The organism is Chromohalobacter sarecensis (assembly GCF_023061135.1).
Lineage (GTDB): Bacteria > Pseudomonadota > Gammaproteobacteria > Pseudomonadales > Halomonadaceae > Chromohalobacter > Chromohalobacter sarecensis.
In genome coordinates this window covers 347,209-366,736 of the sequence record NZ_JAKGAN010000002.1, presented here as the reverse complement: position 1 = coordinate 366,736, position 19,528 = coordinate 347,209, and the positions used below count along the sequence as shown (strand labels likewise).

Here is a 19,528-nt window from a genome sequence, read left to right as displayed (position 1 = left end):
TGCGCTTGGCGTGTAATCATTAGAATGCGCGGTGTCACTGCTGACGACCCGTCAGTTCCGCCCAGCGCCGCTCGAGGCGCTTGACCGACACCGGCGCCAGGGTGCCGAGTTGCTGGGCGAACAATGACACCCGCAACTCCTCGAGCCACCAGCCGAACTCGATGAAACGCGGGTCGCGACGGCCCTCGCGCTGATCGGCCTCGAGACGTGCACGCAGGCGCTCCTCGAATTCGTGTACCTGATGCATCGCCGCCTGATCGCGGCTGCGTTCGCGCGGCGCCTTCTCGAGCCGGATCAGCGCCGCCTGCATGTAGCGCGGATACTGCTCGAGCCACGCCTCGGCATCGCTGATGAAGCCGGGATACACCAGGCGCCCCATCTGGGCTTTCAAATCACTGTAGACCAAGGCCAATGAGAAACCGATGTTGCCCTTGAGCGCCTTGGTCACCTCCAGATGCCCTTCCAGTGCCTTCTGGAGGATCGCGACCAGAGATTCGGCATGCGCGACCAGCTCGCCTCGCGTGGCCTCGATGCGTGCCTCGAGGGCGTCGCGATCGCGCGGCAACGGATCCACGGCAACCACCTGCAGAAAGACGGCCTCGATCAGGTCATCGACGAGTTGTTGCTTGCTGCCCACCTTGGCGAACAGCAACGCACAACGATCCACCCCCTTGAGCTCGCGGGCGAGGTAGCGCACCTGCTCAGGCAGACGCAGCATCGCCGCACGCTTTACCCCATGACGATGCGCCGCGTGCGCCTTGTCCGGATGATCGAACGATTCGATGGCCAGGCTATCGCCCTGGTCGACCAGTGCCGGATAAGCCTCGACGCGAATGCCCGCCTGCTGGGTGGAGCGCGACTCGGGAATCGCCTGTGCCGGCAACTCGTCCAGCGCCTCGGCCGTCGGCCCACTCGCCGCCAGCGCCTTGGCGCCCTGGCTCGCCGCCTCGTCGAAACGCTGCTTGAGGGCGCTCAAGTCGCGCCCTTCGCCGAGCACCTTGCCATCGTGGTCGACCACCCGCAGGTTCATGACCAGATGCGCCTCGAGAGCCTCGGTATGCCAGTCATCGGGCCCCAGGCGTACGCCGGTGCGTCGACGCAGGAACTCGCCCAGCGCCTCGGTCAGCGGACGCTCATCGGGCACCAGCGTCGCCAGGGCGGCATCCACCCAATCGGGAATCGGCACCACCTGGCGGCGAATCGCCTTGGGCAGCGTCTTGAGCAGCGCGATGCACTTCTCGCGCAAGAGCCCCGGCACCAACCATTCGAGGCGTCCTTCGGGGAGCTGCGAGAGCATTGCCGCCGGCACCGTCAAGGTCACGCCGTCATCGGGCTCCCGGGGCGCGAAATGATAGCTCAGCGGGTAGCGCACGCCGTTGTGTACCAGCACATCGGGATAGGCCTCCTGCGTGATCTCCTCGGCGTCACGCGCCATCAGCGTATCGCGGTCGAGCTTGAGTACCTCAGGGGCCTCGCGCTCGGCTTGCTTGCGCCAGCGCTCGAAGCTGCGCGCACCGGCGACGTCCGCCGGCAAGCGCGCATCGTAGAAGGCGAACAGCGTCTCCTCGTCGACCAGGATATCGCGCTTGCGGGCGCGGTCCTCGAGCTCCTCGACGTCGTCGATCAAGGCGCGATTGTGCTGGAAGAAATCGGCCTGGCTGCGATACTCGCCTTCCACCAGGGCGCGGCGGATGAAGATTTCGCGCGCCTCCTCCGGCGCCACCTTGGCATAGTCGACGCGCCGCCCGGTGACGATGGGCAGGCCGAACAACGTGACCTGCTCGAAAGCCACCACCTGGCCGCGCTTCATTTCCCAATGCGGTTCGCTGTGGCTGCGCTTGATCAGATGCTCGGCCATGGGCTCGACCCAGTCCGGTTGGATGCGCGCCACGTCACGCGCATACAGCCGCGAGGTTTCCACCAACTCGCCAGCCATGACCCACTTGGGCGTCTTCTTGGCCAGCCCCGAGCCGGGATGAATCATGAACTTGCGATTGCGCGCGCCCAGATACTCGCGATTTTCCTGCAGCGTCCCCAGGTGCGAGAGCAGCCCCGAGAGCAGCGCCTTGTGCAGGCGTTCGCCGTCGACACGCGGATGCGCCGTCGCGGGGGCGTCTTCTTTGGGCGGCAGCACGGCGCTCGAGGACTCGAGCCCCATGTCGCGGGTCAATTGCTTGAGCTGGCGAAAAGTATCGTGCCACTCGCGCAAGCGCAGATAACTCAAATAGTTGTCGCGACACCAGCGCCGCAGCTGATTGCCTGACAAGGTCTCGCGCGCATGCTCGACGCCATGCCAGAGATTCAGCCAGGCCATGAAGTCGGACTCGGGATCCTGCCACTGGCGATGTTGTTGATCGGCGGCCTGGCGCTTGTCGGCCGGGCGGTCACGCGGGTCCTGGGCGGTCAGCGCGCTGACTACGATCAAGGTTTCGCGCAGGCTGCCCTGCTCGGCACCGGCCAGCACCATGCGCGCCAGGCGGGGATCGATGGGCAAGCGGGCCAGGCGTCGTCCCAGCTCGCTCAGGCGATTGTCGGCGCTCACCGCCCCCAGCTCATAGAGCAGGCGATAACCGTCCTTGACGAAGCGCGAGTCCGGCACATCGACGAACGGAAACGCTTCGATATCGCCGAGTTTGAGTGCCAGCATCGACAGGATCACCGAGGCCAGATTGGTACGCTGGATTTCGGGCTCGGTGTAGGTCGGCCGCGCCAGGAAGTCTTCCTCGCTGTAGAGGCGAATACACACACCCTCGCTGATACGCCCACAGCGCCCCTTGCGCTGATCGGCACTCGCCTGGCTGACCGGCTCGATGGGCAGGCGTTGCACCTTGGAGCGGTAGCTGTAACGGCTGATGCGCACCAGGCCGGGGTCGATGACATAACGAATGCCCGGCACGGTCAACGAGGTTTCGGCGACATTGGTGGCCAGCACGATGCGGCGCCCGGTGTGCGACTGGAACACGCGGTTCTGCTCGGCGTTGGAAAGGCGCGCATAGAGCGGCAGGATCTCGGTGCCGCGGAGATCGGCACGCCGCAGGGTATCCGCCGTCTCGCGGATTTCCCGCTCACCGGGCAGAAAGATCAACACGTCGCGCGGCCCGCTGAACCAGCGTCGCTCGCGCTCGATGGACTCGATCTCTTCCACCGCATGCAGGATGCCTTCCTGCAGGGAGCGGTCTTCCTCGTCGTCGGCATCGCGCACCAGCGGCCGATAAAACACGTCCACCGGGTACGTGCGCCCCGAGACCTCGACAACCGGCGCCGGCTTGCCTTCACGCCCGAAGTGTTGGCTGAAACGCTCGACGTCGATGGTCGCCGAGGTAATGATGATCTTGAGATCCGGGCGGCGTTCGGTGAGACGCTTGAGATACCCGAGCAGGAAGTCGATGTTGAGGCTGCGCTCGTGAGCCTCGTCGATGATGATCGCCTCGTAGCGCTCGAGATCCGGGTCGTTCTGCGTCTCGGCGAGCAGGATGCCGTCGGTCATCAGCTTGACCAACGTGCGCTCATCGGTCTGGTCGGTGAAGCGCACCTGATAGCCGACTTGTGACCCCAGCGGTACTTCCAGTTCTTCGGCGAGGCGCGTGGCGACGGTGCGTGCCGCCAGGCGCCGTGGCTGCGTATGGCCGATCAGGCCGCGCCGCCCCAGCCCCAGCTCGAGACACAGCTTGGGTAGCTGGGTGGTCTTGCCCGAGCCGGTTTCCCCGGCCACCACGACGATCTGGTGTTCATCGAGCGCCGCCAGCAGGTCCTCGCGACGCTCGACCACGGGTAGATGCTCGGGATAACGCAGCGTCAACGGCTGGGCACGCCGTGCCGCCAAGGCCTCTCGGGAGCGCGCCAGACGCGTTTCGATCTCGCGCAGCGAACGGTCGATGGGTTTACCGCCGCGCGCGCGTCCTGCCAGCTTGTCGAGACGCCGCCCCTGATCGCGGGCGTCGCGCAGCAGGCAATCGTCGAGTTGCGAGCGCAGGCGCGCCAGTTGATCGCGGGAATCGCTCGTCGGTGTCGTGCTCAAGGGCGCCTCATGAAATCAGCAAAACGGCTCGCCTTCACGCGAAGACGAGCCGTCAATTGTAACGCCAAGGCCGACCTCGCGCCTATGTCAGCCCATTACTCGGCGCCGATTCTTTGCTGTCTTGGCCGTCGCGAAGCTCGCGGCGCAGTACCTTGCCGACGTTGGTCTTGGGCAGTTCATCGCGAAACTCGATGAGCTTGGGCACCTTGTAGGCGGAGAGTTCCTGCTTGCACCAGCGGCGCAACGTCTCGGCATCCAACGCCTCGTCGCGGCTCACCACGAAGAGCTTGATCGCCTCGCCGGAGGCCTCATCAGGCACGCCGATAGCAGCGACCTCGATCACATCCGCGTGCGTGGCCACCACGTCCTCGACCTCGTTGGGATAGACGTTGAAGCCGGAGACGATGATCATGTCCTTCTTACGGTCGACGATGCGCACGTAGTCGTCATCCTGAATCACGGCGATATCCCCGGTGCGGATCCAGCCCTCGGCGTCCAGCGTCTTGGCGGTATCCTCAGGGCGATTCCAATAACCCTTCATCACCTGCGGCCCCTGAACGCACAGCTCGCCAGGCTCGCCCCGCACCACCTCTTCGCCTTCCGGACCGATCACCTTGATCGAGGTGCCGGGCACCGGCTTGCCGATAGTCCCCAGTTGAATACCGTCCGGCGGATTGACGCACACAATGGGCGAGGTCTCGGTCATCCCGTAGCCTTCCAGAATCGCGCAACCCGTGACCTCTTCCCAACGTTTCGCGGCGGCCTTGGTCAGCGCCATGCCCCCGGAAATGGTCAGCTTGAGACGCGAAAAATCCAGGGCACGGAAGTCCTCGCGATTGCATAGCGCATTGAACAACGTATTGAGGCCCACGAAACCGGTGTACTCGGTCTTGCGCAGCGTCTTGATGAAGCCGTCGATATCGCGCGGATTGGGAATCAGCACGGTGTGATTGCCGGTGACCATGGTGAACAGGCAATTCACCGTAAAGGTATAGATATGATAGACGGGCAGCGGCGCGATGATCGTCTCGCGCCCTTCCTCGATCAGCCCGGCGATCATCTGGCGCGTTTGCAGCATGTTGGCGATCAGGTTGCGATGCGTGAGCATGGTGCCCTTGGCCACGCCGGTAGTACCGCCGGTGTACTGCAGCACGGCCACATCGTCGCTCTGGCATATGGCCGCTTCGCTCGACTGCCCTCGCCCGCGTGTCAGCGCATCGCGAAAGCGCGTCGCCTCGGGCAACGTGTAGCGCGGCACCATCTTCTTGACGTGCTTGACCACGGCATTGATCAGCGGACGCTTGGGAAAGTCATGCATGTCGCCGAGCTCGGTCACCAGTACGTGACGAATCGCCGTGCGCGGCAGTATCCGCTCGAGCTTGTCGGCCATGTTGGCAAGGATCAGGATCGCCTTGACGTCGGCATCCTGAAATTGATGCGCCATCTCGCGCTCGGTATACAGCGGGTTGGTATTGACCACCACTAGCCCGGCTCGCATGGCACCGAAGATCGCCACGGGAAACTGCAGCACATTGGGCAACTGGATGGCGATGCGATCTCCTGGCACGAGATCGGTTTCCTCGCTGAGCCAGGCGGCGAAATCCCGCGAGAGGCGTTCGAGCTCTGCATAGCTCAGCGTTTTGCCCATGCAGGTAAACGCCGGCTTGTCGGCGAAGCGCCCGCAGGTGTGGACGAACACCTCGTTGACCGAGGCGAACTCCTCCATTCCTTCGAGAGGCGGACCGGAAACGACCGGCGAGGTGGCGTGGCTCATTGTATATCTCCGCTGACCGGGTCGACTTCAGAGGGTGCTTACAAAAGGGCTGCACTCGACAATTCGGCGTTAAAATCGGCCTCAAAATACTCATTTACCCCCATGTAAACTCCGTTTTTTCGGCCAATTTTGCCTTGCCTTGCCTTCGTTCGCCTGTTTTGTAAACACCCTCAGGGCGCCGACATTTATTATTGCATCTCGAGCCTGGGTCATACCGAAAAACACAGGCTTTCCGCAAGATAGCGCGACACCGGCTACGACACCAGCCAGCTCGGCGTGCGTGATGAAACATTGTTCGATATCTGTCGGACAACATCATTGACGGTGCCGTTTCCGTTATAACAGGCCAGCAAGAATTAAAACAGTCGATTGAAACTAACGTTCAATACCGACCCTCGACACATATTCACAGGCACCGGAAGACAAAAAGCCCCGGCAATCATGCCGAGGCTATGGATCTTGCCGATGGTTAGACCTGCGGTTCGCGCCGCCGCCGATGCCGACGCCGTCTGGAGCGCCGACGCAGCGTCCACAAGATTGCCAATGCCACTAGCAGCGCGGCGAGCACCACCCACGTCGAAGGGCGCTTGGCGTAGGGCTCGATATGCGGTCGCAGTGCCTGCCACTCGCCGCCGGCCTTATCCCATAGCGCGCCGGCCATGGTGGTCAGGTTACGTTCCTCGCTCGCATCACTCTTTTCCTCTTGGCTGGCAGCCTTGCCGTCCGGCAACGCCTCGGCGCGCGGCCCATCGTCATCGATCTCGGCGCCGGAAACGCCGATACGCGCCTCGGGGTTGAGGCGTAGCACAGGCAAGGCAATGGACCAGGAGCGGTCGTCGAGCGTCACCGTCACATCGAGATCCAACGGCACCGCTTGATCGGGGTCGATCTCCGGCAACGCGATCTGCCATGTCCGCTCGTCATCGGGTACCACGTCGAGCGTTTCGCCCAGCAGGCTCGCCGAAATCTGCGTATTGTCGACGTTCAGGCGCGGATGCTGCGCCTCCAGCGTGACCTGCGTGGCATCGTCGTTCAGCGTCGCGGTCACGGGGGTGACGACATTGACGCCCTGCACGCGCTCGCGCGTCCAGGCGTCGCTATCGGCATTGAGTACCAGGCGGGCATTGCCTGCCTCCTCGGGCGCTGCCAGCGTCCCCGTGAAATGCCCATCGTCACCGGCTTTCAAGGACGTGGAGACGAGCGTTTCGTCATCGAGTCCGCGCAATTCGCCACGCAGGCGAATGTCTTCAGGCAACGTATCGCCTTCAAGGGTTTCGCCCTCGCGGGATAGCCAAGCGTCGAGCGGTACATCGAAGCCCAGATACAGGGTCGGCGGCAAGCTGTCACTGCGCAATTGCAACGGCGACTCGATGCTCACGCGGCTATCGCGGCCCACCGGCCCTTCGATATGCCACTCGCCCGCCTGCGGCTCGGGGACGCGAATCAGGTCATAACGGGGATTGTCCTGCCAGAGGATGTCATCGGGATGGTCGTCACGCGTATAACGCTCGCCGTCGGGGCCCACCAGGGTGATCTCGGACGCGTCCTCGTCGTGAAAAATCAGCGCATTGAAGTTCTCGACTTCGTCATCGACATCGAAACGTCCTTCCTCGAGCGGCAGTTGATCGCGGGGCACGATGCGCTCGAGTACATCGAGAAATGCCCGCAGCAATGCTTCGGGCGTTTCAGCTACCGCCGCCAAGCCACCCGTGGCTTGGGATATCCGCTCGAGCAGCTCGCGATCCACGTTATGCGATAGCGCAATGGTATGCACCACCACATCATCGCGCGAGGCAAGTTCAGGCGCCAGCGAGCTCAGCAATGTCTCGCGCGACGCCGCATCACGGGTGCGTTTTTCCTCGCCACTTCCCGGCAAATCGACCATGCCATCGGTCAACAACACCACATGGCGCTTGCCTCCTAAAGCATCGGTGGCGTCTCGCAGCACCCCTTCTATATCGGTGAACTGCTGATAATCGACGAGTTGCGGCGCCAGCGACCGGGCACGCCGTCGCCATTGGGCATCGACCTTGCCATCGGGCAAGGGATTACGCACCTGCGAGCCGAACGTCCACACCGAACCACGCGCCTGCGAGGGCAGCAACGTCGCCGCCAGTTGCAGTGCAGAAGCGCGCAAGTTATCGGGATCATTGGCTTTCATGCTGCCCGAGACGTCGAAAATCATGCGAATATCCGGCGTCGGGGATGCGGCGGAGTCCTGTGCCCAGCCGAGGGGCGAGAGCCCCCCGCCAACACATAACAACAGCAACGCGAACAGCGCTCGCATGACCCTTCCTTCTTTTATAATTGCTTGCGTAATCTTGCGTAATACGGATATCAGAGTATCAGTTGAGCACCGGCTCACGACGCCCGGCGGCGTCATTCTGCGTATTTCCGCTGCGCGACTTACGCTGCTTGCCACGGCCACCGCGTGATGCGTCGTTATCACCACCGCTATTGCGACGCCGGCGCCACATCCATAACAGCGCGCCCAGCACGCCGCCTATCGCCATGCCGACCAACAACAGCGGCGTGGCCACGGCAAGTTGCCCGCCATCGCCCTGCAGCACCCCCACAGCGACGACGACGATGGCCGGCGCGAGACCGGAATAATGCTCTCCGTCCTCCAGCAAGGGCGAGGTAAACGGCGCTACTGCCCATAACATCCCCGCAACCGCACCGGTGACCACCCAACGCGGCAATCTGGGCAAAAAGCGCACCCCAAGGTAGCCGGTGACCAGCACCAGCAGCGATAATACAAAGTAACTCAGCCACAACTGTGGCAAGGAATCGGAAATCAGCATCGCGTCCTCTCGCGTTCGATCTTTCTTCGACATGGTACACCGCTACACATGAAAGCACAGCCGCACATCCCTGCGCTTCACGACGCAACCCAACTCTCGCCGGTCGCGCGCTTCAAACGCAAGGACGATCCTCACTGGCATTGGCTGGAGAATCGTGACGATCCTGAGGTAGAGGGCTTTCTCGAGCAGGCCAACGTAGAGTCCACCGCCTGCTTCGCGCCCCTCGAGCCGCTCGTCGAGACGCTCTACGCCGGCCACTTGGCGCGTCGCGAGCTGGCTGTCGATGGCCTGCGCACGCCACTCGATCACTATACCTACTGGAGCGAGACCGCCCACGACGCCGACTATCCGGTATGGTGGCGCCACCCCAACCACGATGCGTCACGGCGTGAATGCGTGCTCGATGTCCAGGCCCGCGCCCAAGAACACGACTTCATGGAAGTCGCCGACATGGCCATCGCACCGGATGAAAGCTGGCTGGCGTGGACCGAAGACACCAACGGCGACGAGAATTTCGATCTCTTCCTGCGTGTCCTGCCTGACGGCGAACCTCGGCGCTTGCTGACCGACATCGGCCCCGAACTGTGCTGCGCCGAGGACAACCGCAATCTGCTGTTCACGCGTTACGACGACACGCAGCGCCCGGACAGCATCTGGCGGCTGGACATCGTCAGCGGAGAAAGCGCGTGCCTATTTCGTGAAGCGGACTCTGAATTCTGGGTGGGACTGGGCAAGACCCGTTCACGCGCCTGGCTGGTGCTGGAAACCGCCTCCAAGGACACATCGGAGTGCCACCTGATCCCCGCGGCAACGCCCGATACGCCGCCGCGCTGCGTACGCGAACGTGTCAAGGGCGTCGAATACGGCCTCGAGCACCGCCCCGGTCATTTCTACATCCTGCATAACCAGGACGCGCCGCATTTCCGGCTCGATATCGCGGCCGAGTCCACGCCGGATGACTGGACGCCGCTGCTCGACCACCAGGAGCACCTGACGCTGGAAGGCGTCGATGCCTTTGCCTGGGGGCTCGTCATCACCGAACGTGATCATCGTGAGGCTCAGGTGCATCTCAGCGTGGTCGCGCTCGACACGGAGACGCCAATCAAGCGGCGCCTGCCGCTGCCCGAAGCGCCCTGCAGCCTGATACTCGGCGATACACCCGATTTCGACACCCGTCTCCTGCGCCTGCACGAGGAATCGTTCACGCTGCCGCCGCGCTGGATCGAGCACGATCTCGATACCGATGCGCGCCGTCTACTCAAGGCCCAGCCCGTGCATGGCGACCTGGCCCCCGAGCAACTGGTATGCCGCCGCCTTTGGGCCGAGGCCCACGACGGCGAACGCATCCCGGTGTCCGTCGTGGCGCGGGGCGATCTGATCGAGCAAGGGCCACTGCCGACGTTGCTCTATGGCTATGGCGCCTACGGGGAGGTGCTCGATCCGTGGTTCTCCGTGGCGCGGCTCGAGCTGCTGTCGCGGGGCGTGGCGTTCGCCGTCGCCCATGTACGCGGCGGCGGCGACCGGGGCGAACCCTGGTACCTGGCCGGCAAACTGGCGCACAAGGAAAACAGCTTCCGCGACTTTCTCGCCGCGCGCCATGCCCTGGTGGCACATGGCGTGGCAGATACCCAGCGCATCGCCGCCTATGGCGCCAGCGCCGGCGGCCTGCTAGTCGGCGCCAGCCTCAATCTCGAGCCGGATGCATTCTGTGCCGCCGTGCTCGACGTGCCGTTCGTCGATGTGCTGCGCACCATGGAAAACCCCGACCTGCCGTTGACGACCGCGGAATACAGCGAATGGGGCAATCCTAACGAACCGGAAGCGAAACGCCGCATTCGAGACTATTCCCCCCTCGACAACCTCGTCGCGCAGCCCTATCCCACGCTGTTCCTGCAAGGCAGTTGGCACGACTCGCGCGTGCCCTATTGGGAGCCGGCCAAGCTTTACGCGCGCCTGACCGAGATCGTCTCACAACTGCCCGCCGAGCAGCACCGCCCCATCCTCCTGCGCACCGACATGGCCGCCGGGCATGGCGGCGCCTCGGGACGCTTCAAGGCCTGGCACGACAACGCTCGCCAGGATGCCTTCCTACTTTGGGCACTGGGCCTCACCGACACCGAGATGCCAGCTGACCGCCCACGCTGACGCCCCATAACGAAGAAGGCCCCGGTTGGGGCCTTCTTCATATACCGCACCATGCCACCGACAACGTCATTGGCACGGGATGATGTCGATGATGTGATCTTCGAGCGCCTCGTCGGCCACCTCGCACTCGCTCACCGCGAAGTGACGCACGCTCTTTTGCTTGCGATGCATGCGCTGTGCATCGCCAGCGATCAGTGGATGCCAGGCCGCGAGCTTGCGTCCCTCGGCCAATCGACGATAGGCACACGACGCCGGCAGCCAGTGAAACGCCGCCAGGTTGTCGCGAGTCAACTTGGTGCATCCCGGCACATGCTCGAAGCGGTTTTCGTAATCGCTGCAACGGCAAGTATCGATATCCAGCAACTGGCAGGCCACGTTGAGCGTGGCGACATCGCCGCTCTCGTCGTCTTCAAGCTTAAGCAGACAACACTTCCCGCAGCCGTCGCAGAGCGCTTCCCACTCTTCATCGTCGAGCTCGTCGAGAGTAAAGCGTTCCCAGAAACGTTCACGCATAGTCGTCAGTACCGTGCCTCAGTGGGCGCCTTGTATGAATCCAGCATGTAGGCCTCGCGTGCCGGCGGCATCTGCAGGTAGAAGCCTTGTGACGCGATGGCGGCCAGCACGTCCCCCGCCTTGGCCCGCGCCAGCGGCTTGTCTTCGCTGAGCATCATCACGGTCACGGATACCGGTTTACCGAACCGCTCGAGCAGCGCTTCGGGCACATCCGTCAGCCCTCGCGCGCGATCCACGTATAAATACATCTCGTCGCGACGCGGGCTCTTGAAGATTTCACAGAGTCGTTTGGGCATCGTCTTTCGCCTCTCAGTGATCGGCCAGTGCCTGGGTGAACGCCTCGGCCAGCAAGGTGCCACGCCAGCCCAGGGGCAGTGACAGCGGCACGCCGTCCAGGTCCGCCATCACCAAGGCTTCGAGGTCGCGGCGGTTGGCCAGCACCTCGGGAGCGATGTCCAAGCGTTCGGCCTCGCGGTTGACCACGCTTTTGAGTGCCTTGAGCCGCGTCTTGAACGCCGCTGAATGCGGGGGTGGTAGCGCCGTCGGCAGTGCCTCGTCATCGAGGTGCGCGGCTGCTTGCACCATCGCCAGCAAGGTATCGCCGTCATGTTTGATCAGTTTGGGCCGGACGCCTTCAATGGTCGAGAGCTGATGGCGGTTGTGCGGCATCTCCACCGCGATCGCGAACAGCACCTTGTCGCTCGCCAGCCAGCCACGCGGCAGATCACGACGACGCACCTCGCCTTCGCGCCACCGCGTGAGCGCCTGATAAAGCGCCAGTTGACGCGGTTCGAGCCGCCACAACTGGCGATGACGCCGATACCACTGCTCATCGGCATCGCGGTTGCGACGATTGGCCTCGCACAGGCGCGCGCATTCCTCTTCCAGCCAGTCCAGGCGCCCCTGCTGCACCAGTGCGTCGCGCTGCGCTTGCCAGACAAGCGGTAGATAGACCACGTCCAGCGCGGCATAGCGTAGCTGTGCATCGGACAACGGACGCCGCAGCCAATCCGAGCGCGTCTCCTCCTTGGGCAACGCGTCGCCGGTCCATTGCTCGACCAAGCGTTGATAGCCCAGCGATGCCTGGGTACTCAGCAGGCTTTGCGCCACCTGCGTATCGGCGATTGGCGCGACGGCAACATGCGCCCAGCTCTCCAGCACTTCGAGGTCTTCGCCGCTGGCATGCAGCAACTTGAGGGGGCCGTCGGCCCCCAGGAGCGCCTGCAGAGCACTATCGGCCGCCACGACTTGCGGGTCGATCAGGAAGGCCTCATCGCCGCCGGCGTAGAGCTGCACCAAGGCCGCGATGGGAAAGAACGTCGACTCGCGGTGAAACTCGGTGTCCACCGCTAGCCAATCGGCGTCGGCCAGCGTCTCGCACGCCTCGGCCAGCGCGGTGGGCGTTTCCACCCAGCGAATCTCGAAACTCGGGGGCATCCCGTATCCTTGTTGACGATGATGAGGGTCAGCTCGACTCTTGCGCGAAGGGCAAACGGCCATTGAAGGCGCGACTCAGCGTGCCGCCGTCGACGTATTCCAGCTCGCCACCCATGGGCACGCCGTACGCCAGGCGCGACAGACGCACGCCGGTGCCACGCAGTTGTTCGGCGATATAGTGCGCAGTAGCCTCGCCTTCCACGGTAGGGTTGGTGGCCAGAATCAATTCCTCGATGGCGCCGTTTGCAAGCCGTTCATCGAGCTGATCGAGCCCGATATCTTCGGGGCCGATGCCATCCAGCGGCGACAAATGGCCGTGGAGCACGAAATAGTGGCCACGATAGCCGCCGGCCTGCTCGATCGCCAGCATATCGGCCGGTGATTCGACAACGCACAGCAGTCCTTCATCGCGCCGTGCATCTTGGCAAATGGTGCATAACGGCGTCTCGGTCAGCGTACGGCAACGCTGACAATAGCCCACCTGCTCCAAGGCCTCGCCCAATGAGGCGACCAGACGGCGACCGCCATCGCGGTCGCGCTCCAGCAGATGCAAGGCCATACGCTGCGCAGTCTTGGGGCCCACGCCCGGCAACACACGCAGCGTCTCCAGCAGTTGATCGACGAGGGGAGAAAACGCCATCGCTTAGAACGGCATCTTGAAGTCCGCCGGCAGGTTCATCCCGGCGGTAACTTCTTCCATACGCTCCTTGGATGTCGTCTCGACCTTGCGCACCGCGTCGTTGACGGCGGCGGCCAGCAAGTCCTCGAGCAATTCCTTGTCTTCTTCCATCACCGAGGGATCGATGTTCACGTTACTCACGTCGTGACGACCGTTCATGGTGACCTTGATCATGCCGGCCCCGGCCTCGCCCATGACTTCGGTCTCGGCGATTTCCTCCTGGACCTTCTGCATCTTTTCCTGCATTTCCTGGGCCTGTTTCATCATGTTGCCCATTCCGCCCTTCATCATGGTCGTATCCTCAAGGAGTTCTAAAAAGTCAGAGCCGCCGACGACTTACGCGTCGGAAGCGGCGCCATCGGTCGGCGTCACGCTACGTTCCAGCAAGTGGGCGCCGAAATCGTGTTCCAGCATCTGAATATGCGGGTCGCGGCGCAACGCTTCAACCGCTTGGGCATGACGCTCTCGCGCCTGCCGCTCGCTTTGCGAACGCGGCGTATCCAGGTTCTCGGGCAAGGCCGCGACCGTGACATTCAGGCGACGCTCAACGCCCTGATCGGCCAAGGCCTTGGCGAGACGTTCGACGTGCACATCGGCCAGCATCGCCTCCTGCGAAGGGTCCAGCCGCAACATCAGCGTTTCGCCGTCGTCATGTTCGATGATGCAATGCGCCGCCAGGTTACGCGTCAGCCCACCCAGTGCCAGCGATTCGAAAACCGCCAGCCAGCGTGCATGATCGAAAGCGCCCGCCTCGTGCGTGGCAGCGACGGGGGCCGACGTCGTGGGCTCGGGATCAGGCTCATCCACCTCAGCGGCAGCATCCATCGCCGGGGATTCTGGCACGGCGGCGGGTGACTCGGAGGCGGCGGGTGACTCGGAGGCGGCTGGTGCCGGGACGTCATCGAGCGCCCAGGGCGGCGCATCGTCCACATCGGCAACGCCAGCGGCGTCCGCCTGGCGTTGCGCTTCGTCTTCGAGCGCGGCATCGACAGCGTCATCAGGTGCGTCGGCCATGGAAGGCGGCGCCTCCTCTACCACCGGAGGGGCCTCGACTTCAGGCAGCTTGGTCTCAGGCAGCTTGGTCTCAGGCACCTTGGTCTCAGGCACCTTGGCTTCGAGCGGCACGTCCTCACTGCCCTTACCCGCTGCGGGCGCCTGAATTTCGGGGGACGACGGCTGGCTAGGCGCTGTCTCCGCAGCGGGAGCGCTCGATGGCGCGGCGGCTGGCGCCTGATTCTCGGCCGAGCCGCGAATCGGCAATGGCGTCTGCGGCGGCTTGGGTACACCCTGAGGCCGGAACGCCAACATGCGCAGCAGCGTCATCTCCAGCGCGGTACGCGGGTCCGGGGCGCTTTCCATGTCCCCGCGGCCTTGCAGTGCAATCTGGTAGTAGAGTTGAACGTCCTCGGCGGTAAAGCGCGCAGCCAGCGGCAGCAGTGTATCGCGATCGCCGTGACCGTTATCCAGCGCATCCGGCACCATCTGGGCGATGGTCAGGCGGTGGAAGACACCAGCCAGATCGTCGAGGATGGCGCCGAAGTCGGGCCCCTGTTCCGCCAGGCTGGCGACTTCCTGCAATACCCGCGCGGCATCGACCTCGGCCAGCGCCTCGGCCAATGCCAGCAGGTGGCGATGATCGAGCGTGCCCAGCATCGCGGCGACATCCGCGTGGCGCACCTCGCCCTGCCCGAAGGCAATGGCCTGGTCGGTCAGACTCAAGGCGTCGCGCATCGAGCCCTCGGCGGCCTTGCCCAGCAGCCACAGCGCCTGCTCGTCGAAAGCCACCGATTCGGCCTCGAGAATATGCGTCAGATGCCCGACCACGCGCTCCGGCGGCATGTTCTTGAGCGTGAACTGCAGGCAGCGCGAGAGCACCGTCACCGGGAGCTTCTGCGGATCGGTGGTGGCCAGCAGGAACTTGACGTGGGGTGGCGGCTCTTCGAGTGTCTTGAGCAGCGCGTTGAAACTGTGCGTAGACAGCATGTGTACCTCATCGATGAGGTACACCTTGTAACGCCCCTGGGTCGGTGCGTACTGCACGTTGTCCAGCAGCTCGCGGGTATCCTCGACCTTGGTCCGCGAGGCGGCGTCGACTTCGATCAAGTCGACGAAGCGGCCCTCGTCGATCTCGCGGCAAGTCTCGCATTCACCGCACGGCACCGATGTCACGCCCTGCCGGCAGTTCAGGCACTTGGCGAGAATCCGCGCCAGCGTCGTCTTGCCGACCCCGCGCGTGCCGGTAAACAGATAGGCATGATGCAAACGCCCCTGGTCGAGCGCGTTGACCAGCGCACGCGAGACATGCTCCTGGCCGACCAGTTCGTGAAACGTGCGGGGGCGCCATTTGCGGGCCAGAACCTGGTAACTCATACCGTCGGGATGTCCTTGCAGATCGGGCCGATTCCCACCTGGCAGCACCAAGCACTCGACACAGAGGGAAGATCGTTAAAGCGTCCATTCTAGCGGGTAGCGAGAACTTCGACGAGGGGCGAGTCGACATCGAGGCCGAACAGGTAATACGGGGGGACGAAATGGAGGCGGCCCCATCAGCCACATCCCGGCACACGCAGCCACCACTACCGTTGCTCCCTTCCGGGCCTGGCGGGGTTCGCGGTTTAGCGTTGCGGGAGGACCGACAGGGCCACCACAGCAAAATCGGTTGCGAGCGTCGTGTTGCTTGTCGCCACCGAGTCGTTCGAACATCAGAAAACGCTATGCGCTTTCAATGACTTGCCTCGAACGCCGCTGCACTATAACAGCGAGACCACTGCTCGGCAAGGTATCAAACAATCCAACGCCCACTATGCATTATAGGCTAGGCTGGAAGGGCACGGCCCTTCCCCGCGTTAAAGGAGAATCATCATGGAAAAATCCCTCGACAAGGGACATATCGCGTTATTGGGCTGGAGCTTGAATGCCATCGAGGCCGCCGAAAACTTCGACCGCCGCTATGTCGTCGTGGCCCCCGAGTGGGCCGAGGAATACTGCAAGGAGCACGCGATCCCCTACGTGCCCTGGAACTTCGAGCGCCTCAACGACCGCTCGATGGAAATCGCCGAGACACTCCAGGAGATGGGCGTCGACGTCGCCATTCCTCTGTACGAGGAAACCGTCGAATGGGCCGGCGCAATCAATTCGCTGCTGCTCGATAATCCCCGCCTCTATGGCCAAGCCCTACTGCTACGCGACAAGGCACTGATGAAGCGCCGCGCGCAATTGGGCGGCATTCGCGTGGGCATCTTTGAGGAAGCGCATGACAAGGAAGATGTCATCCGTTTCCTCAAGCGGGTCAACCAGACGCTGCTCAAGCTCGACGGCGATCCCAACGACCCGATCCACCTCAAGGCCTTCGACAAGGCGGGCTGCCTGGGGCACCGCGTGATCCGCACGCCGGACGAGGTCGACACCATCCCCGAAGAAGAATTTCCGGTGCTGATGGAATCGCATCTCGATGGCTGGGAATTCGCCGTCGAGGCGTGGATCCATAACGGCAAGATCCGCTTTCTCAACATCTCCGAATACGTGACTCTGGGGTATTCGGTGTTCGTCCCGGCGACACCGGAACTCGAGAGATACCGCGACTCGATCACCCGTCAGATCGAGAAGCTGATCAAGACCTTCGACATCGATTTCGGCTTCGTGCATCCGGAATACTTCGTCACCAGCGATGGCGAGATGTACTTCGGCGAAGTCGCCTACCGTCCGCCCGGTTTCAAGGTCTTCGAGCTGCTCGAACGCGCCTACGGCTTCAACGCCTATCAGGGGCTGATCCTGTCCTTCGACCCCAAGACGACCGAACAGGAAATTACCGACTTCTTCCCCCGCGAAGTGGTCGACGCCAAGGGTGTTGCCGGCTGTTTCGGCGTTTATCCGCGCCGCCGCGTGGTCAGCCGCCTGCAGATGCCCGAGGAAACCGAAGACCATCCTTACTTCGAATCCCATGAATTGACCGCGCCGCTCGAGGAAACCGTCACCAAGCGCACGGCTTTCGGCACGCACTGGGGGCTGTTGTATTTCTTCGGCGACGATCCGCACACCATGCGCGACCTGCTCAAGCATCAGGAAGAGCTCGACTTCTATGTATAATCATGCCTGTACTCTTGGGCAAAAGGAGCCCTTGTGACGAGCCACGACGAACATAAGCCGGATAGCGCCAAGCTCGATGCCGCACTGGCCAAGCTCGACGAAGCGGTCGAGATCCTCGCCAACGCCCCCGACTTCGCCAAGCCCGGCAAACTGCGCCGCGTCTTCGACGGCGCCCGCAAGGTGATGCTCCAACCGGGCGGCTGCGCCGCCATCGAAGCACGCGCCCAAGCGATAGAGACCGCCGGCATCTTCGACGGTTCCGACTGGGCCCAGCCACACACTCTGGTGCCGTCGCTGACCGTGCATTCGCTGAAGAGCGCCGAGAGCGACATCGTGGTACTCGAAGGACTCAGCGAATTGCGCCTGCTAGCGGTCGCCCAGAGTCACTACAAGCATGCATTGATCTCCGCCGAACAAGCGCACCACTATCTGACCCAGGTTCTGGCGATCAATCTCGATCTGCTGTTCAGCGCGCCCAGCGAAGCCGAGCGCGAAACCCAGGGTCGCCTGGCGCAGTTGACGCGTGGCCTGTTCGCGCATCTGGCCGAGACCATCGGCTACGAACATGTCATCGACCAGTTGATCGATGAGATCTGGCGCATCCTTCAGCAGCGCCCCATTCAGGTCGATGCGATCAAGCGCATGATCACCCAGATCGCTATCTGTCAGGCCAACCCCGACATCGATCTGGGCGCCAGCGGCCAAGGTGCCGACCGCCTGGTCAGCAGCCTCTTCGGGGCGACCCAGGCGTCCCGCGAGGACCCCGGTATCGAGGTCTATCTCGAGCGCCTGCACGCAATGGACAGCGGCGCCCTGCAATACGAGGCTACCGGCTTCGCCCGCGCCATGCACGATACCGGGCTGGTCTCGGCCTATCATGCGGCGCTGCTGCGTCATCTGCTCGACCAAGGCGATCATCTGCTCGCCGAAGCGCTGGGCCTGTCGGCCACCGGACGCGACTGCCTGCTCTGCTACCGCCAGCTGGTTCAGGCGCTTATCGAGGAGGGCGTTTTTCCCGAGACGCCACAGGCGGTATATGGGCTGGCGCTGATGCTCGAGCGCGGCATCCTCTACCAACCGCCGGTCGCTCCCGCGCTGTGGCGCCAGATCGGTCTGCCCGTCTCCGAGTGGTCCCAGGAGCGCATCCGCATGGCCTATGGCGATGCTGTGGCGCCTCGCGCGCGGCTGCTTGAAGGCGTGCTGTGCATGCTCGGCCTGCCGCTGGGCGTCGGCCAGGGCAACAACCCGACCTGCCAGTCGGCGCGTGCGCTGTCGATGTGGGCCTACAACGACCCCGACTATCTGCTGCAGATGGTCGCCTGGGCAGCCCGCGATGACGAAATCATCATGCATTTCGAAGGCATGCCACTGTCGTCGATGGCCAGTCTATCCGGCGTCGCCACTGCCCTGCCGCTGGATCTCGATCCAGTATCGCTGATCGTGGTACCGCATCTCGACCGCATCTACGCCGAGATGGGCCGGCGCTGCATCGGCCGTGAGGGTGACCCGCATCGCTGGGTCAATCCGGAATTCCATGGCTGGTGGGCTGGCCGTGGCTTTCGCATCAATGTCGACGTGGAGACCGGCCAACTCAAGGAACTCGACGAGTTTCTCCGCCACTTTTATGCCAGCTACCACCCGTATTACAACGGCAATCAGCCGCTGATCCACCCGCAACCCGCCGGCATCGCGGTGACCGATAGCGCAGCCCGCTTCATCGGCTGGCACGCCATCACCCTGTTGCGGGTCAATCTGGACCCCCAGGACGTGATGCGCGCCTACTTCTTCAACCCCAACAACGATAGTGGTCAGGACTGGGGCGACGGTGTCAAAGTTAGCACCGCCGGTTGCGGCGAACGCTTCGGCGAGGCGTCGCTGCCTTTAGAACAATTCGCCTCGCGCCTGTATATCTTCCATTACGACCCGCTGGAACACGGCGAGTTGGCCCATGTACCTCAGGCCGAACTCGACCGGGTGACCGGCCATGTGTATCGCAGTTGGGGAGCCGATCGGGTCCCGGCCGCGGAACTACAAGCGCTTTCCGCCCCGCACTGAGACCGCAAACGACACTC

The 19,528-nt window shown here is 63.3% G+C and carries 13 protein-coding genes and 1 other RNA gene; 3 read left to right on the top strand and 11 right to left on the bottom strand.

Annotated features, from left to right (window positions below):
- Positions 1–34: 34 nt before the first annotated feature.
- The 4 genes from hrpA to L1071_RS04565 form a co-directional block, all read right to left on the bottom strand.
- Positions 35–4,018 carry an ATP-dependent RNA helicase HrpA gene (hrpA, locus tag L1071_RS04580; RefSeq protein WP_246969249.1) on the bottom strand — a complete coding sequence of 1,328 codons (3,984 nt, stop codon included), beginning with the start codon at positions 4,016–4,018 and terminating at the stop codon, positions 35–37.
- Between the two features lie 82 nt (positions 4,019–4,100).
- Positions 4,101–5,792 (bottom strand): AMP-binding protein, encoded by a 1,692-nt coding sequence (locus tag L1071_RS04575; RefSeq protein ID WP_246969246.1) that lies wholly within the window; start codon positions 5,790–5,792, stop codon positions 4,101–4,103.
- Between the two features lie 469 nt (positions 5,793–6,261).
- Positions 6,262–8,079 (bottom strand): vWA domain-containing protein, encoded by a 1,818-nt coding sequence (locus L1071_RS04570; RefSeq protein WP_246969243.1) that lies wholly within the window; start codon positions 8,077–8,079, stop codon positions 6,262–6,264.
- Positions 8,080–8,137: 58 nt separating this feature from the next.
- Positions 8,138–8,596, bottom strand: coding sequence for a hypothetical protein (locus L1071_RS04565; RefSeq protein WP_246969240.1), 459 nt, complete (start codon positions 8,594–8,596; stop codon positions 8,138–8,140).
- A 48-nt stretch (positions 8,597–8,644) separates the two neighbouring features.
- On the opposite strand from L1071_RS04565, the gene L1071_RS04560 reads away from it, so the two are divergent.
- Positions 8,645–10,741 (top strand): S9 family peptidase, encoded by a 2,097-nt coding sequence (locus tag L1071_RS04560; RefSeq protein WP_246969237.1) that lies wholly within the window; start codon positions 8,645–8,647, stop codon positions 10,739–10,741.
- Positions 10,742–10,807: 66 nt separating this feature from the next.
- On the opposite strand, the gene L1071_RS04555 is transcribed toward L1071_RS04560, so the two are convergent.
- The 7 genes from L1071_RS04555 to ffs form a co-directional block, all read right to left on the bottom strand.
- A complete protein-coding gene (locus tag L1071_RS04555) occupies positions 10,808–11,254 on the bottom strand; it encodes a YcgN family cysteine cluster protein (RefSeq protein WP_246969233.1) in 447 nt (148 codons plus the stop codon).
- Between the two features lie 5 nt (positions 11,255–11,259).
- Positions 11,260–11,550, bottom strand: coding sequence for a YcgL domain-containing protein (locus L1071_RS04550; protein ID WP_246896576.1), 291 nt, complete (start codon positions 11,548–11,550; stop codon positions 11,260–11,262).
- 13 nt (positions 11,551–11,563) lie between these two features.
- A complete protein-coding gene (rnd, locus tag L1071_RS04545; protein ID WP_246969230.1) occupies positions 11,564–12,691 on the bottom strand; it encodes a ribonuclease D in 1,128 nt (375 codons plus the stop codon).
- A 28-nt stretch (positions 12,692–12,719) separates the two neighbouring features.
- On the bottom strand, positions 12,720–13,331 hold the full coding sequence (recR, locus tag L1071_RS04540) for a recombination mediator RecR (RefSeq protein WP_246896578.1): 612 nt from the start codon (positions 13,329–13,331) through the stop codon (positions 12,720–12,722).
- A gap of 3 nt (positions 13,332–13,334) precedes the next feature.
- Positions 13,335–13,661: a YbaB/EbfC family nucleoid-associated protein gene (locus L1071_RS04535; protein ID WP_246969226.1), complete on the bottom strand. Its 327-nt coding sequence runs from the start codon at positions 13,659–13,661 to the stop codon at positions 13,335–13,337.
- 45 nt (positions 13,662–13,706) lie between these two features.
- A complete protein-coding gene (dnaX, locus tag L1071_RS04530; protein WP_246969224.1) occupies positions 13,707–15,740 on the bottom strand; it encodes a DNA polymerase III subunit gamma/tau in 2,034 nt (677 codons plus the stop codon).
- A gap of 171 nt (positions 15,741–15,911) precedes the next feature.
- Positions 15,912–16,008: signal recognition particle sRNA small type (gene ffs, locus L1071_RS04525), an RNA gene on the bottom strand.
- A gap of 224 nt (positions 16,009–16,232) precedes the next feature.
- Here ffs and L1071_RS04520 point away from each other — a divergent pair.
- Entirely contained in the window at positions 16,233–17,456 is a 1,224-nt protein-coding gene (locus L1071_RS04520) for an ATP-grasp domain-containing protein (protein WP_246969222.1), read from the top strand.
- A 33-nt stretch (positions 17,457–17,489) separates the two neighbouring features.
- Positions 17,490–19,511, top strand: coding sequence for a hypothetical protein (locus L1071_RS04515; RefSeq protein ID WP_246969220.1), 2,022 nt, complete (start codon positions 17,490–17,492; stop codon positions 19,509–19,511).
- Positions 19,512–19,528: the final 17 nt, after the last annotated feature.